Here is a 15,563-nt window from a genome sequence, read left to right on the forward strand (position 1 = left end):
GGCGGCTCCGGGATCAGGCGGCGAGGGTGCTGCGGGGCGAGGGGGCCATCGTGCGGCGGACGGCGGCGGCGACAGCCTCGGCGCTGGGGATGTAGAGGTCTTCCAGCGAGGGCGAGAAGGGCACCGGCGTGTGCGGCGGCGTCACCATCTGGATGCCGGCCTTCAGCGCGCCGAAGGCGTTCTGCGCCACGAAGGCCGAGATGTCGGTGGCGAGGTTGCAGCGCGGGTGCGCCTCGTCCACCACGACCAGCCGGCCGGTGCGCTCCACGCTGTCGATGATGGTGTCCCAGTCGATGGGCGACAGGGTGCGCAGGTCGATGACCTCCGCCTCCACCTTGTCCCTGGCGAGCGCGTCCGCGGCCTCCATGGCACGGTGGACGGTCAGGCCGTAGCTGACGATGGTGACGTGATCGCCGTCGCGGAGCACATTCGCCTCGCCGAAGGGGATGGCGTAGGACTCGGCCGGCACCTCGGTCTCATGACCGTAGAGGTTCTTGTGCTCGCAGAAGATGACCGGGTCGTTGTCGCGGATCGACTGGATCAGCAGGCCCTTGGCGTCATAGGCGTTCGACGGGCAGACCACCTTCAGCCCCGGAATGTGGGTGAACAGCGGGGTGAGCATCTGCGAATGCTGGGCGGCCGCGCGGAAACCCGCGCCGACCATGCCGCGGATCACCACCGGCGTCTCCGCCTTGCCCCCGAACATGTAGCGGAACTTGGCCGCCTGATTGAAGATCTGGTCGAAACAGACGCCCATGAAGTCCATGAACATCAGCTCCGCGACCGGGCGCATGCCGCAGGCGGCGGCGCCGATGGCGGCACCGATGTAGGCGGATTCCGACAGGGGCGTGTCCAGCAGGCGGTCGCCGTGCTTGGCGAACAGGCCCTTGGTGACGCCCAGCACGCCGCCCCAGGCATCGTCCTCGCCGGGCGCGCCGGTGCCGCCGACGATGTCCTCGCCCATGAGGATGACGGTCGGGTCGCGGCGCATTTCGAGGTCCAACGCCTCGTTGATCGCCGTCTTCATGCTGATTTTGCGGGACATGGTGTTTCCTCCGGTGAATGCCGTTTTTTGGCGTGGGCCGCTCAGTAGGCGACGTAGACGTCTTTCAGCAGGTCAGCGGCGACGGGCAGCGGAGCCGCCTTGGCGCAGCGCACGGCGTCCTCGATCAGCGCGTTCACCTCGCGGTCGATGGTTTCCAGCTCGGCGGGAGCGACGATGCCGGTTTCGGTCAGGCGCTGGGCGAGCAGCTTGATGCAGTCGCGGTTGGCGCGCAGGCTCTCCACCTCGCCCTTGGCGCGGTAGGTCTGGGCGTCGCCTTCGAAATGGCCGTAGAAGCGGACCATGTTGCATTCCAGCAGCGCCGGGCCACCGCCTTCGCGGGCGCGCCGGATGATCTCGCCGGCCGCTTCGTGCACCGCAAAGAAATCGGTGCCGTCTACCGTCACGCCGGGCAGGCCGAAGCCGGTGGCGCGGTCGATGTAGCTGTCGCAGGAGACCGCCCATTCCATGGCGGTGGATTCGGCGTAGCCGTTGTTCTCCACCACGAAGACGACCGGCAGGTTCCACACCGCCGCGAGGTTCATGCTCTCCAGGAAAGTCCCCTGGTTCGACGCGCCGTCGCCGACGAAGGTGATGCCGACCCCGCCGTCGCCCCGGAACTTGGCGGCCAGCGCCGCCCCGCAGATCAGCGGCGCGCCGGCGCCCAGGATGCCGTTGGCGCCCATCATGCCCTTCGACAGGTCGGCGATGTGCATCGACCCGCCCTTGCCCCGGCAGGCGCCGGTGGACCGGCCGTAGATCTCCGCCATCATCTCGTGGACGTCGACCCCCTTGGCGATGCAATGACCGTGGCCGCGATGGGTCGAGGCGATGCGGTCGTTGTCGTTCAGGTGCATCATGATGCCGGTGGCGCAGGCCTCCTCGCCGGCGTAAAGGTGCACGAAGCCCGGAATGTCGCCCTTGGCGAAGTCGATGTGCAGACGCTCCTCGAACTCGCGGATGGTCCGCATGGTCCGGTAGGCTTGCAGCAGGTCCGCTTTGTCGAGTGGATAAGGATTGTCGGTCACGGACGTTTCTCCCTTGTCAGGTTTTTCAAAGGCGTTTTTTCAAAGCTCGGCCGTGACCGGAGCCGGGGCGCCGGTCAGCAGCCTGTATTGGGCGGCGTACTGCATGCAGCCGCCCACGTTCACGGTGCGGAAGGCATCGTCCCGGAGCGTCAGGGACACGCGGTCTTGCGCCGAGAACGCGATTTCCCGCTCGCCATCGAGCGCGATGGAGCCGGCCTTCACCTCCGGCACGAAGGGCACGCCGGCCGGCATGCGGCGCCAATCAGCGACGCCGACCGAGGCCATCAGCCCGGGCGCGATGGGGGCGCGCAGCACCGTCACGCCGGACGCCGCCGTACCGGACGCCGGTGCGCCGAGACGCACCATCAGCCCGCCGCTCTCCTCCCGCGTCACCGGCTCCAGCAGGCCGGCGATGGCCGACATGCCGATGACCTCCGGGTCGGCGAAGGTGACGAACAGCTCGCGGAAGCTGTCCGGCTTCCACAGGGCGCGGGCCCCGACGTAGCGCTCGGTCACCAGAGCGACGTCGACCAGCGCGATCTCCGCCACCCGGCCGTCGAGCGACACGTCGATGCGCTTGTTCGCCGCGAAGGCGATGTGCTCGGGCACTCGCCCGGTCACGGCCAAGCCGGTCGCCAGCCCGGTGATGGTCGGCTCGCGATGTTCGGGAAAGGCGTTGTTGGTGCCGGTGGAGATGCCGGCCATGGGCACCGCCCCGCAGTGCGCCACCACGGCGCGGTGCGTGCCGTCGCCGCCCAGCACGACGATGGCGGCGACGCCCGCCCGGCGCATCGAGTCCGCCGCCCGATGGGTGTCGGCGACGGTGCCGGTGACCGGCATGGGCAGCGGGTGGATGGCGGGATAGGGCGCCTCGCCGTGCGCCGCCGCCCGTGACAGCCCGCGCGCCACGTGACGTCCGATGCCGCCATGCTCCGGCATCATCAGGACGTCGGTGACCCCGCAAGCGCGCAGCGCGGCCAGCACCCGCAGGACGATGTTGGCGCGGTCCGCGATCTGGAGGTTCGCCGCGTTCGCGACGACCCGGCGGATGTCGCGCGCGGAAACTGGATTGGCGATGATGCCGATGACCGGTGCCACGCGTCCTCCCCTTCGCTTCGATGTTTTGAAGGGGTCTGTGGCAAGAGCCGTGCCAAATGTGCGTGCGGCTGACTATCGTGGTTCCGCAACGGTTTGCGCGACGAGTTGCGGTGTTGCGATCACCTCACCTGTTGCATGACCTGTTGCAGGGGCGTTGCAACAGGTGTTGCATGCCTCAATCCAGCCGGTGCGGCGGGACGATGCCGAAACGGCGCATCTGGCGGTGGACGGTCGAGCGGTCCACGCCCATGTCCCGTGCCGCCGCCGACACGTTCCAGTGCAGGCGGCGCAGCACCTCGCGCAGGCGGACGGCGGCGGCGTCGCGGTCCGGGGCAGGCGTCGGAGCGCCGGCCGACCACGCCTCGAACACGCCGCTGCGCTGCATGGGGTCGGGGATGTCCATCAGTTCGATCAGCCCGTCGGTGCAGACGGCGCAGGCGTAGTCGAGCGCGTTCACCAGTTCGCGCACGTTGCCGGGCCAGCCGTGGGCGCGCAGGGCCGCCAGTGCCGGAGCGGCGATGGTGTAGGCGATGCCGTCCCGCTCCGTCCGTTCGGCCAGCAGCCGGTCGATCAGCCAGTCGAGGTCACCGCGCTGGCGCAGCGGCGGCACGGTGAACACCGCGCCGTTGAGCCGGAAATACAAGTCGTCGCGGAACGTCCCGGCCTTGATCAGTTCGACCAGATCGCGGTGGGTTGCAGCGATGACGCGCACATCCACCGACACCGCCTTGGTGCGGCCGATGGGGGTGACCTCCCGCTCCGCCAGGACGCGCAGCAGGCGTGTCTGCGAGGACAGCGGCATGTCGCCGATCTCGTCCAGGAACAGCGTCCCGCCGTCCGCCTCCAGGATCAGCCCCTTCTTGCCCCGCGACGTGGCCCCGGTGAAGGAGCCGGGTTCATGGCCGAACAACTCGCTCTCGATCAGCGCTTCCGGCAGCGCGGCGCAGTTCACGGCGACGAAGGGCTTGGCGGCGCGCACGCTCGACTGGTGCAGGGCCTTGGCGAGGTGTTCCTTGCCGGTGCCGGTCTCGCCGTGGATCAGCAGGCTCATCCGCGTGTTCACCAGCTTCGCCGCGCGCGTCAGCACCGCCTCCAGCGCCGGATCACCGCCGCACATCGCCTGGAGCGGCTTGGGCAGGCTTCCCTCGTCTCCTTTGCGTGGGCGCGGGACGGCGATGGCCGGCGGCGGCATCGCCTGCGCGAACAGGGGCATCCCACTGCGCCGCAGGCGGAGGGTGCGCTGGTCGGTCGGCAGAGAGCGCACGAACCGCACCAGGTCGTCCACCTGGCAGTCGAACAGGTCGGAGAAGGATCGTCCGATCAGATGCTCCCGGCCCTCCCCCTCGCCGGCCAGCAGTTGCCACGCGCGGTGGTTGAAGCCGATGATCCGCCCCGCGCCGTCCAGCGCGATCACGAAGTCCGGATCGACTTCCGCGAACTCCTGGGAGGCGGAGAGCTTGACCACCCACTCCCGGCGGAAATTGTTGTAGAGGTTGGCGTTCTCGATCTTGTGCGCGTAGGCCTTGACCAGTTGAAGGGCCAGATACTGGCTGATCTTGGGCTCCGGCGAACGGAGCGCGGAGATGTCCAGCACCGCTGCAAGCCCGCCGCCGCTGTGGAACACCGGGGCCGCCGTGCAGGTGAGGGGAATGTGGGTCGCGTCGAAATGGTCGGTCTGGTGGACGGTCAACGCCTCGCCCGTGGCGATGCAGGTGCCGACCGCGCAGGTGCCGGCCCGGCCCTCGTTCCAGTCCGCGCCGAGATAGAGGCCGGTCCGGCGCAGGTCGTCGTCCGACGCCCGGTCGCCGATGAAGTCGACGGTGACGCCGTTGCTGTCGGTCAGCAGCAGGGCGTAGCCCATGCCGGCCACTTGGTGATACAGCGCCTCCAGACCGAAGCGGGCCATGCGCAGGAACTCGTCCATCGCGTCGCGGTGCAGGCACAGACGCTCGTGCGGCAGGATGTAGGCCTCGCGCCGGACGGTCGGGTCCAGCTTGTGATCGGCCACGCAGCGGCGCCAGGATGCGGTGATGATGGCGTCGCGCTTCGACGCGATCCCTTCCGAGACGCGGACCAATTCGTTGATGTGCGCCGCTTTGGCGTTCTCCATCAGCGTATCCTCCCTGGAGCGCAAGCGCTCTGATCTGGTCGGTCAAATCGGAGCAATATATCAAGCGCATCGTCGGACAGGCAATTTGTGCAATGGTATTGCAGGCGCCTGTGCCGCGCCCCGATCAACGTCCGACACCCGCCCCGCCCCGCCGGGCACGCGATTCCGGACACTCCCGTCCCGGGCCTGCTTCACGAACGGTGTCGAACGCCTCCCAGGCCAACGCCCAGACGCGCCCCACCCCATCCTCGCCGCCGCCGATCAGTGTCTCGCCCGTAATCGTCATGGCACGGTCCTGTCAGGGGGTGATGGAACCGCAGCGCGGAGGACTCCTGGGGGCCCTCCGCGCGTGGTCATGATGAAGAGCGGCCGCGATGCGTCACGTCAGGACGGGGCGCGCCTTGGCTGCGTCCACGAGCTTCAAGGCGCCCGCCAGCGCCCAGGAGCCGAGGGTCACCACCGCGAGGGCGATGGCGAGCGGGCGGTCGAAGAACACGGACACCTCTCCGCCGCTCTTCAGCATGGACGTCATGAAAGTCTGCTCGATCACAGGCCCGAGGATCAGACCGAGCACCGCCGGAGCCATGGGGATGTCGTTGGCTTCCATGAAATAGCCGAGCAAACCGACAATGGCGATGATTCCGACTGCGAACAGCGTGTTCTCGACCGAGAAGGCCCCGACGATGCAGAAGAGCAGGATGATCGGTGTCAGATAGGTCCTCGGCACCTTCAGGATCAGGCCGAAGGTGCGGATGCACAGGATGCCCAACGGGATCATCAGGACGTTCGCGACGAAGAAGATCGCGAAGATCGAGTAGATCGCCGTCGGGTTGTTGAGAAAGATGGTCGGGCCGGGGTTGAGGCCCTTGAGGAACATGACGCTGATCACGATGGCGGTGATCGCGTCGCCCGGGATTCCGAACACGGTCGCCGGGATGTAGGCTCCCCCCAGGGCGGCGTTGTTCGCCGCGCCGGCGGAGACGAGGCGTTCGACTTTCTGGTCGAGGGCGTTCGGATCCTTGCCCTTTTGCGACCGGCGGGTGACCGCGTAGGAGATCCATGCGGCGATGTCCGCACCGGCCCCCGGCAGGGCGCCGACGAGCGTTCCCAGCGTGCTTCCGCGCAGGACCTCGCGGCGGTGTCGCCACATCAGGCGCCCCATCCCGGCGCTGACCGAGCCGACCGCCGGCTGCGCCCGCCGTTCGTCGGTTGGCGGAAGCGTCACGGTGCGCAGCAGCTCGGAGATCGCGAACACGCCGATGAGCAGCGGAATCAGGCCGAGGCCGCCGAGCAGGTTGGTGACGCCGAAGGTGAAGCGGGGGGTTCCGGAGACCGGGTCCATGCCAATGGTCGACAGCCCCAGCCCGAACAGCAGGGATGCCACCCCCTTGAGAAGCGACGAGCCGCCGACGAAGGTCGCGCAGCTGAGGCCCAGAACCGCGAGCCAGAAATACTCCACGCTGCTGAACTGAAGCGCCAGTTCGGCGAGGTTCGGGGCCGCCAAGGTCAGAACCAGGGCGCTCAGCAGGCCCCCCAGAACCGAGGAGAACAGGCCGGCTCCGAGGGACAATCCGGCCTTGCCCTCACGGGTCAGGCTGTACGCGTCGTCGGTGTAGGCCGCCGACGCCGGCGTGCCCGGCATGCGCATGAGCGCACCCGGGATGTCGCCGGCAAAGATGGCCATGGCGGAGGACGTGATGATGGCCGCGATCGCCGGAACGGGTTCCATGAACATGACGACCGGCACCAGCAGGGCCGTGGCCATCAGCGCGGTGAGGCCGGGGATCGCCCCCAGCACCAGCCCGTAGATGGCCGAAGCGACGATCACCAGCAGCAGGTGGACGTCGAGCAGGACGCCGAGGACGTCCGTTAGGATCACCATAGCAGCCACCCCGAAATGGTCTGAAGCGGTCCCCACGGCAGGGGTACGTGGAGCACGGAGGCGAAGATCGCCGTCAGCACGACCGCGGTGACGGCTCCCGCCGGCAGGCTGCGGCGCAGGGGCTCACCGGATACGGTCAGCACGAGGACCATCACCAGGACGGCGGTGAGCAGGAAGCCGGCTGCGTCGACGATCAGCACGTAGAGGGCGATCGCGGCGGGGATGGAGCAGAACCGCACCCATCCCTGCCGGGTCCGCGACCACTCCGGCCGGTGCCAGAGGGGTTCGGTGCGCAAGGTGCGGAGGCCGAGCAGAGCGATGGCCCCTCCGACGAGGATCAGCCCCGAGCCGATGATCAGCGGGAAGAATCCGGGGCCGAACTTGAGGTGGCGCGGCGGCTTCAGGTCGGCTGCGTGGTCGATCATCAGGATGCCGATCACGATGAAGAACAGACCGACGAGGACGTCTTGAACTTTCATGGCGGATAGCCTCCACCGTCAGAAGGAATGCATGGTTTGCCCGGCTCCCCGCCGATCACTTGCCGTAACCGAGGGCGTCCATGACGCGGGCGGTGTCCTTCTCGTGCCGCAGCATCAGCTCCTCAAGCTGCTTGCCGTTCAGGTACTTGACCCCGAAATTCGCCTTCGCCATGGCGTCCTTGTACGCCGTGCTCTGCGTCGCCTTGGCGACCGCGGCGTCCAATTTCGCGACCACATCGCCCGGCATTCCGGCCGGACCGCCGAGGGCCCGCCACGTTCCCCCGTCGACGGCGGTGCCGATGGACTGCGTGGTGGTGGGGGCGTCGGGGAATCCGGGCACCGGCTCGGGGCTCAGAACGGCCAGGGGACGCACGCGGCCGGCCGACATCAGGGCGGACGCCTCGGGAAGGGAGGCGGTCTGGAAATCCACGCCGCCCGCCGCGAGTTCTATGAGGCCGGGTGCGGCGCCCTGGCCCGGCACCCATTTGATCGCGGCAACGTCGATCCCATAGTCGAGCATCATGCCGGCCACCGGGATGTCCCACACGCTGCCGCAGCCGCCGCTGCAATGAATCTTGAAGGTGCCCGGGGCGGCCTTGATCGCCTCCAGGGCCGTCTTCAGGTCCTTGAAGCGGGACCCGGAACCGACCAGAAGGGAGGAGGAATCACCGTTGAAGTTGGCGATCGGCGTGAAGTCCCTGGCCGAAAAGTCGGCTTGTCCCGTCGCCTTGTACCCGGCGTACGGGAAGAGCAACCCGACAGTGTAGCCGTCGGGCGTGGCGTTCTTGATCGCCGTCAGGCCGACCACGCCGCCCCCCTGGCCCTGGTTGACGATGGTGATGGGCTGCCCAAGGATCTCTTTCAGTTCCCGTGCCAGGATGCGGGTCGTCGTGTCGCCGCCGCCGCCGGCCGCCGCCGGAACGATGATGGTGACCGGGCGCTCGGGGTATTCGGCCTGCGCCGTGCCGGCCAGCCCGGCGAAAGCCATCAGGACGGATGCAAGAACGCTGAAACGCATGGATTTTCCTCCCGTTGCCGTCCGAGGCGCGTGCGCCATCGGATCGATATCTACTTGTTGTACCCGACGGCGTTGATCGCGCGTGCGGTCTCCTGCTCGTGCTGCTCCATGAAGGCCTTCAGCTCGCTCCGTCCAAGCCAGGCCGCCCCGAACCGGCGCGCCTTCATCTCGTGCTGGAAGCGGTCGCTCTCGAACGCGTCCTTCACCGCGGATTCGATCCGTGCCACGAGCGCAGGGTCCATGCCGGGGGGGCCGGCCAGACCGCGCCAAGTGCCGCCACTGTACGGCTTCCCGACCTGTTCGCCGACGGTGGCGACGTCCGGGTAGCCCTCGACCCGCGTCTCGCTCATCACCGCGATGCTGCGGACCCGGCCCGCGTCGCGCAGCGCGTCAACCTCGGGAAGCGAGCACAGGACGACATCGACGCCGCCGGAGGCCAGTTCCTGCAGTCCGGCCGCCGACCCGGCGGCGGGAATCAGATTGAGCCGTTTGGCATCGACGCCCTGGTCGAGAAGCAGGGAGATGAAGGGAATGTCCCAACTGGCGTTGCACGTGCCGCCGCACGAGATGCGGAGCGAGCCGGGGTCCGCCTTCAGCTTGGCCACGATGTCCGCCACGCTCTTCAGCGGGGAGTTCTGCGCAACGTGCACCGCCGCGGGATCGGCGTTGAACTGGGCGATCGGGGTGTAGCTCGCCGACGTGAAATCGGCCTGTCCCAGCAGCCTGTACTGGGCGAACGGGGCGATCTGGCCCAGCGTGTAGCCGTCGGGCTTGGCCGTCGTGTAGGTCGTCATCCCGACGACGCCCGACGCCTGTGGCTGGTTCACGACGTTGAAGGGGCGGCCGAGCTTGGCTTCGAGTTCCCGGGCGAGCAGACGCATCGTGTAGTCGCTGCCGCCCCCGGCCCCGGCAATGACGATCAGCGTCACCGGCCGCTCGGGCCATTCGGCAAGAGCCGGAGCGGCCCCCGCAAGACACGTCAGCATGGCAACGGTGGCCGCCATTCCACGGCCGAGCCTGCCTGTGGGCAGTCCCATCATGAGCGTCTCCTCCAAGACATGCCGCAGGGCGGTTCGCCGCCCTGCCTTTTCTGTCGTATCCCACGATACGGGATGTTCGTCAAGCCAACATACTTTCATAACCAGCATTGACAATGATAATCAGCGTTGACAGGTTATGGGTGCTGAACGTAAATACCGCATTGTGGGACAAACAAAGAGGAAACGTCCAAATGTCAACTTCGCTGAGCGGCATCATCCCCCCTCTGGTCACACCGTTCACGGCCGACGGGGAGATCGATGAGGCGGCGTTCCGCGCCCAGGTGCGGTTCATGCTGCAAAAGGGCGTCCACGGCGTCTGCGTCGGAGGAAGCACCGGCGAGGGGCACACCCTCTCGACCGAGGAGCTGACGCGTCTCGTCGCCATTTCCTGCGAGGAGGTCGACGGCGCCGTCCCCGTCGTTGCGGGCATCATCGTCAACAGCACCCGCGACGCCATCGCCAAGGCCAGGGCCATGGCGCACCTGCCGGTGGCGGCCCTGCAGGTGACGCCCGTCCACTACGTCTTCAAACCCGACGAGGACGCGACGCTGGCGCATTTCCGCACGCTCGCGGGCGAGACACAGGTGCCGATCATCATCTACAACGTGGTGCCCTGGAACTACCTGTCGCCGTCGCTGCTGGTCCGCATCATGAAGGAGATCGACAGCGTCATCGGCGTCAAGCAGAGCGCGGGCGACCTCAAGCTGATGGCCGATCTGCTGAACGAGCAGGTGCCGGGCAAGCTCGTCTTCACGGCGGTCGACGCGCTTCTTTACCCGTCCTTCGCGCTGGGCGCCCACGGCACCATCGCGGCGAACCCGGCCGCGGTGCCCGGCGTGACCGTCGCGCTGTGGAACGCCGTGCAGGCCGGCGACCATCCGCGCGCGCTGGACATCCACCGGAGCCTGCTGACCTTCTGGAACACGATCAACGGCGACAACCTGCCGGGGTGCGTCAAGCATTCGCTCAGCCGGCAGGGCTGCGAGGTCGGCGTCCCGCGCCAGCCGATGCCCGCCGCCACCGAGGCGCAGAAGGCGCGCATCGATGCCGCCCTGCGCGAGGTGCTTCGTTACGAGGCCTCGCCGACAACGGCCGCGACGGAATAGCGGCGCCAGCCCCGAAGCCACGGAATGCCGGCCACCCTCGGAAGCGCGTTTCCGAGGGTGGCATCCCCAGGGAGGGACGATGAGCGCGTCGACACGACTTGACCCGGGAGGACCGGTTGGCCGATCTTTGCTCCGCCTTGCGCCTGAAGCAGGCGGAACCGGGCTCAACGACCGAGCCCGATACGCCTGTCCGGCAGGGGAGCAGAAGGAACAGGCATTCTTGAAGACGAACAACATCAAGTCAGCTGGAAAGATGCTCAGCGTCCTTGAATGTTTTTCCACCGTCGACCGCCGGCTGTCGCTTGCCGATGTGGCGCGCCGGACCAAGCTTCCGCGCAGCACGGCGCACCGCCTTATTCTCACGCTCAAGGAAATCGGGTTCCTGGAACAGGACCACAGCCGCGACGAGTACCGGCTCGGCATCAAGCTCTTCGAGCTGGGATCGATCGTTCTGGCCAACATGGACGTGCACCGCGTGGCGAAGCCGTACGTGGACGCGCTCAGCACCCTGTCGCGGGAAACCGTCCACCTGTGCGTCTTCGACGGCATGAAGATGGTCTTCATCGAGCGGGGCGCAGGGGGCCGGTCCGGCCCGAACAACGCGACGACCACGATGGAGGCGTCGCCCTGCCATTGCACCGGTGTCGGCAAGGCGGCCCTGGCCTTCCAATCGGACCTGGTCATCGACCGCGTCCTTGGGATGGGGCTTCCGGCCTACACACGCAACACCCTCACCGACCCCGACCGGCTGAGGGAGGATCTGGCATCGATCCGCCAGCGCGGATACGCCATCGACGACGGTGAGATCGACATCGGCGTGCGCTGCGTCGCCGCGCCGATCCGCAACACCAGCGGGCATGTCTTCGCCGCGGTGAGCGTGAGCGGCCCCGCCACGCGCATGACGCACGAACGGGTGCAGAGTCTCGCCCCGGTCGTCATGAGCCACGCGGAGTCGATTTCGCTCCAGCTGGGCTACAGCAACGGTGACAGCGCCATGGCGCCCGTGCCCACCACACCCATCACGTAACGGGCGGGACCGGGCCCCGGCGTCCGGCCCCAAGCCCCACAAGCCTGCATCCGACCATCGAACCCTTCCAGCCGCCGGAGCGCGGCGGGCGGAGGGCTGCCATGGCGCGCGGACGCGGCGCAACGGGAGGAATCCATCGTGAAGAAGCTGATCAACGATCCTGCGCACTATGTGGACGAGATGCTCGACGGGCTGTGCGCGGCCCATCCGTCACTCACGCGGGATGGACCGGCGGGGCGGGTGATCCGCCGCACCGAAGGCGCCCGGGCGGGCAAGGTCGGCATCGTGACCGGCGGCGGATCCGGGCACCTGCCCCTGTTCACCGGTTATGTCGGTCCGGGTCTCGTCGACGCCTGCTCGATCGGCAACGTCTTCGAGGGTCCCACCGTGGATTCCTGCATGGCCGCGATCAAGGCGGCGGACGGCGGACGCGGTGTCCTGCGCCTGTACGGGAACTACGGTGGCGACCGCATGAACTTCGACATGGCGGGGGAGTTCCTGGAGGACGATGGCCTGGAACTGAGCACGGTGCTCGGCACCGACGACATCGCCAGCGCCGCCCCCGAAGAACGCAGCAAGAGGCGCGGCGTCGCCGGCATCGTCTACGCCTACAAGATCGCCGGCGCCCGGGCCGACGAGGGCGCCTCGCTGGCCGAGGTGACCGCGGCGGCGGCGAAGGCCGTGGAGCGGACGCGGACCATCGGCTGCGCCCTTGCGCCCTGCCAGATCCCCGGTGCGGCGGAGCCGTCGTTCCGCATCGCCCCAAGCGAAATGGAAATGGGCATCGGCATCCATGGCGAGCCCGGCATCTGGCGCGACACGCTCAAGCCGGCGGATGCCGTCGCGGACGAGATGGTCGACCGCCTCCTGGCGGAACGTCCCGAGGGAAGCGGGCATCGCGTGTCGGTTCTGGTCAACAGCCTCGGCGCCACCCCCCTGGAAGAGCTTTTCATCCTGTACCGGCGCATCGCGGAACGGCTGGACAAGGCCGGGCTTGCGGTCGTCCAGCCCCTGGTCGGGCCTTTTGTGACCTCGATGGAAATGGCCGGCGTGTCGCTCAGCCTTTGCTTCCTCGATGATAAGATGGAACGGCTTCTCGCCGCCCCGGCGTCCTGCCCCTTCTGGAGGGTTGGTTGACCATGAACCTGACCGTCACGCACATTGCCGCCGGTGTCGCCCTCGCACACGCGCGCATGAAAACTCTTGAACAGGAACTCAATGTGGCCGACTCCCGGCTCGGTGATGGGGACACCGGCGGCATGTTGCGCCGGGTGCTGGATCTCATGGCCGAGCAGCGGATGGATGGGATTGACGATGTCGGGGTGAGCTTGGGCATCCTTGCCAAGGCCGCGGCCGCCGCCACGGGATCGAGCCTTGGCACCTTGCTCGCGACCGGTCTCCTGACGATGTCGAAGAGGACGAAGGGACGGACCGAAATCCCCTGGAGCGAACTGGCTCCCCTTCTCGAACAGGCGCGCGATGCCGTTATGGCGCGAGGCGGCGCGAAGCTTGGGGACAAGACCGTGGTCGATGCGCTCGATGCGGTTTCCTCGGCCCTGGCCGGTGCCGGGGATCAGGCTGGGGTCCGCGCAAGGGCGGTCGCGGCCTGTGACGAGGCGCTTGTCCGCTTCCGGAATGAACCTTGCCGCATGGGACGTGCCCGCATGTATGCCGACAAGAGCATCGGCATGGACGATCCCGGCATGCTCGCCTTCGCGCGCCTCACCGAGAGCGTCTGTCGGCGTGGCACGTGAGGTTGGGTTCCGCGATCACGACGGCGCTAATGAGGCGCTAATGAGATGAGATGATGTGGCGGACGGCCCTTCCACCTTCTTAAATCGCTGACAGGCTGATGCCGTGGGAGAAACCAGCTCGGAGGGGCCGTCCATGGGATTGCTGCGGATGGAACGGTCGTGGTCCGCCGACAGCCACGCCGGGGCGAGGGTCTGACGTTTTTCCAGAGCGTGTCGCCGTGTTTGGTAGGATTGGAAGCCTGCGGTACGGCGCATCACTGGGCGCGGGAGATCGCGGCGTTGGGGCGTACGATGAAGCTGATGCCAAGCGATCCTGAAGCGTCACGGCTCCACCATTCCATGACACCGCGCCCGTCACTGAAGCCTTCCTCTCTCAAGAAGGCCGGATTGTCGCCTTGTTATTTTAAAAATGAAACCTATATTTTAAAATATGCAACACAGACACGAAAGGTGGCGGCTTCTATTGTTAATTCGTCAGTTTGCAACGTTTTTTGGTGAATTTTTTCTGACCGTTTCTTCTGAACAGGGTCGAACGACATGCGGCTGCGGTCGTTCCACCGCCATCCCGCTGTCGCTGCCGTGACAGCACCGTGCACAGGCGACCATCGTAATTTTCTTCTGGTGCACAGCCCTGAAATCGCCTACAAGCGGCTTCCCGCTGCAAGGCGGCGACAGGAGTGTAGCTCAATTGGTAGAGCACCGGTCTCCAAAACCGGGGGTTGGGGGTTCGAGCCCCTCCACTCCTGCCATTCGGCGCAGGATTCGAATGGCATCGCGCACCACCGCGCAGACCTCCTGAATTGTAGAAATTTGGAAACACCTCTCGGCATCTGGTCCGAGAAATCCATTTTCTTGGTTAATAAATCTTCATCCTTATTCTTCCAAACGGCGCGGTGCCGCACGGCGTTACTGGCCGCCTTTCCATCCCTCGACGCCAAGCGATAGACCCGATGCGCCGACATGCGTGCGTATAGCCATGGCTTGATTATCAAGACATAGTACGGCTGCCATTTAATAGGCCATTTTTTAGATAACCCTGTACGAAATACATAGGTATTTAGAAAAAAAGTATATCCATTTCGTTCACGTGCAGAACTTGGCGAGCGTCCCTTGAGCAAAACGCGCAAGGGACGTCATATGCAGCAAAGAATGCAACCTCTGGGGGGCACCCCCGCCGGAACAGCGTTGGACCGGCAGCGGGAACCGAAACGCTCCTGGCCTTCCCTGTCCATGGCTGGATCGCCCCGGCTTCATGCCCGCATTGGGGAAAACCTCTGCGAACTGGACGATTCCGGCCTTTTGGAACGCATCGCGACCAGGGATCAGAGCGCCTTCTGGGTCTTCTGGTGCCGCCATTACACCGACCTGTTCTGGACATACCATAGATTGTGCAAAGGGAACAGGCAGGAGATCCACGACTGCCTGAGCGGGCTCTGCATCAACCTGTCCGAATCCCTTCCCCTGTACGCGCGTTCCATCATCAAGACGCGCACCTGGTTGCGGCGCACCGCCATCAACCACTTCATCGACCGGCACCGCGCTCACCAGCGCCATCCTGTCCTTGTCGGTTCCCTCGTCGAGATCGCCTCCATCGCCGATGGCACCAGCGGCCGGGACGCCATGGACCCGGAACGCACCAACGCCGACCGCGCTCTGCTCGTCAAGGTTCTGGAGTCGCTCGACGGCATCAGGGACGAGCGGATGCGCCAAGCCGCCCGCATGCGCTTCATCGATGAGCAACCCTACGCGGACATCGCCGCGGAACTGTCCATTTCCGAAGAGCTGGCGCGCAAATGGATTCAGCAGATCCGCAGCTACCTGCGCAGCGCGGTTCCCGACCATCGCGACCTGCTGGCGAAGCCGCCCCCCGACACGCCGCAGTCGCGGCGCGCGACCAAACACGGCGTGCTGACCAGAACGCGTCCACCCAAAGCGATGAAACCGGCGCTCTGACGGGCATCGCAAGCCCGGGCGCGACC

At 66.7% G+C, this 15,563-nt stretch carries 13 protein-coding genes, 1 tRNA gene and 1 pseudogene; 7 read left to right on the forward strand and 8 right to left on the reverse strand.

All coding sequences use genetic code 11. The features are described from left to right. Positions 1 to 13: 13 nt before the first annotated feature. The 8 genes from FHW79_RS11195 to FHW79_RS11230 form a co-directional block, all read right to left on the reverse strand. Positions 14 to 1,045, reverse strand: a complete 1,032-nt coding sequence (locus tag FHW79_RS11195) for an alpha-ketoacid dehydrogenase subunit beta (protein WP_183178988.1) — start codon at positions 1,043 to 1,045, stop codon at positions 14 to 16. Between the two features lie 41 nt (positions 1,046 to 1,086). After that, the gene (locus FHW79_RS11200) at positions 1,087 to 2,070 is read right to left on the reverse strand and encodes a thiamine pyrophosphate-dependent dehydrogenase E1 component subunit alpha (protein ID WP_183178989.1); all 984 of its coding nucleotides are present in this window, start codon (positions 2,068 to 2,070) and stop codon (positions 1,087 to 1,089) included. Between the two features lie 39 nt (positions 2,071 to 2,109). Further along, the gene (locus FHW79_RS11205; protein WP_183178990.1) at positions 2,110 to 3,168 is read right to left on the reverse strand and encodes an NAD(+)/NADH kinase; all 1,059 of its coding nucleotides are present in this window, start codon (positions 3,166 to 3,168) and stop codon (positions 2,110 to 2,112) included. Between the two features lie 175 nt (positions 3,169 to 3,343). After that, positions 3,344 to 5,278: a sigma-54-dependent Fis family transcriptional regulator gene (locus tag FHW79_RS11210; RefSeq protein ID WP_183178991.1), complete on the reverse strand. Its 1,935-nt coding sequence runs from the start codon at positions 5,276 to 5,278 to the stop codon at positions 3,344 to 3,346. 379 nt (positions 5,279 to 5,657) lie between these two features. Beyond that, positions 5,658 to 7,160 (reverse strand): tripartite tricarboxylate transporter permease, encoded by a 1,503-nt coding sequence (locus FHW79_RS11215; protein ID WP_183178992.1) that lies wholly within the window; start codon positions 7,158 to 7,160, stop codon positions 5,658 to 5,660. Continuing rightward, a complete protein-coding gene (locus FHW79_RS11220) occupies positions 7,154 to 7,639 on the reverse strand; it encodes a tripartite tricarboxylate transporter TctB family protein (RefSeq protein WP_183178993.1) in 486 nt (161 codons plus the stop codon). The genes FHW79_RS11215 and FHW79_RS11220 overlap by 7 nt, the downstream gene beginning before the upstream one ends. Positions 7,640 to 7,694: 55 nt before the next feature. Beyond that, positions 7,695 to 8,657: a tripartite tricarboxylate transporter substrate binding protein gene (locus FHW79_RS11225; protein WP_183178994.1), complete on the reverse strand. Its 963-nt coding sequence runs from the start codon at positions 8,655 to 8,657 to the stop codon at positions 7,695 to 7,697. Positions 8,658 to 8,707: 50 nt separating this feature from the next. Further along, complete coding sequence (locus tag FHW79_RS11230) at positions 8,708 to 9,661, reverse strand: tripartite tricarboxylate transporter substrate binding protein (RefSeq protein ID WP_247884301.1); 954 nt, start codon at positions 9,659 to 9,661, stop codon at positions 8,708 to 8,710. Between the two features lie 227 nt (positions 9,662 to 9,888). Between FHW79_RS11230 and FHW79_RS11235 the strand changes: the two genes are divergently transcribed. From FHW79_RS11235 to FHW79_RS11260, 7 genes and pseudogenes are all read left to right on the forward strand, one after another. Next, positions 9,889 to 10,803: a dihydrodipicolinate synthase family protein gene (locus FHW79_RS11235; protein ID WP_183178996.1), complete on the forward strand. Its 915-nt coding sequence runs from the start codon at positions 9,889 to 9,891 to the stop codon at positions 10,801 to 10,803. Positions 10,804 to 11,023: 220 nt separating this feature from the next. Continuing rightward, positions 11,024 to 11,830, forward strand: coding sequence for an IclR family transcriptional regulator (locus FHW79_RS11240; RefSeq protein ID WP_183178997.1), 807 nt, complete (start codon positions 11,024 to 11,026; stop codon positions 11,828 to 11,830). Between the two features lie 138 nt (positions 11,831 to 11,968). Further along, positions 11,969 to 12,967 carry a dihydroxyacetone kinase subunit DhaK gene (locus tag FHW79_RS11245; protein WP_183178998.1) on the forward strand — a complete coding sequence of 333 codons (999 nt, stop codon included), beginning with the start codon at positions 11,969 to 11,971 and terminating at the stop codon, positions 12,965 to 12,967. Between the two features lie 2 nt (positions 12,968 to 12,969). Next, positions 12,970 to 13,584, forward strand: a complete 615-nt coding sequence (locus FHW79_RS11250; RefSeq protein ID WP_183178999.1) for a DAK2 domain-containing protein — start codon at positions 12,970 to 12,972, stop codon at positions 13,582 to 13,584. A gap of 138 nt (positions 13,585 to 13,722) precedes the next feature. Further along, positions 13,723 to 13,890: pseudogene (locus tag FHW79_RS32625) on the forward strand (IS110 family transposase); the annotation flags it as partial. 367 nt (positions 13,891 to 14,257) lie between these two features. Next, positions 14,258 to 14,333, forward strand: a tRNA-Trp gene (locus FHW79_RS11255). A 361-nt stretch (positions 14,334 to 14,694) separates the two neighbouring features. Then, positions 14,695 to 15,537, forward strand: a complete 843-nt coding sequence (locus FHW79_RS11260; RefSeq protein WP_247884302.1) for a sigma-70 family RNA polymerase sigma factor — start codon at positions 14,695 to 14,697, stop codon at positions 15,535 to 15,537. The last annotated feature ends 26 nt before the right edge of the window (positions 15,538 to 15,563 follow it).

The organism is Azospirillum sp. OGB3 (assembly GCF_014192915.1).
In the GTDB taxonomy this organism is placed as follows: domain Bacteria; phylum Pseudomonadota; class Alphaproteobacteria; order Azospirillales; family Azospirillaceae; genus Azospirillum.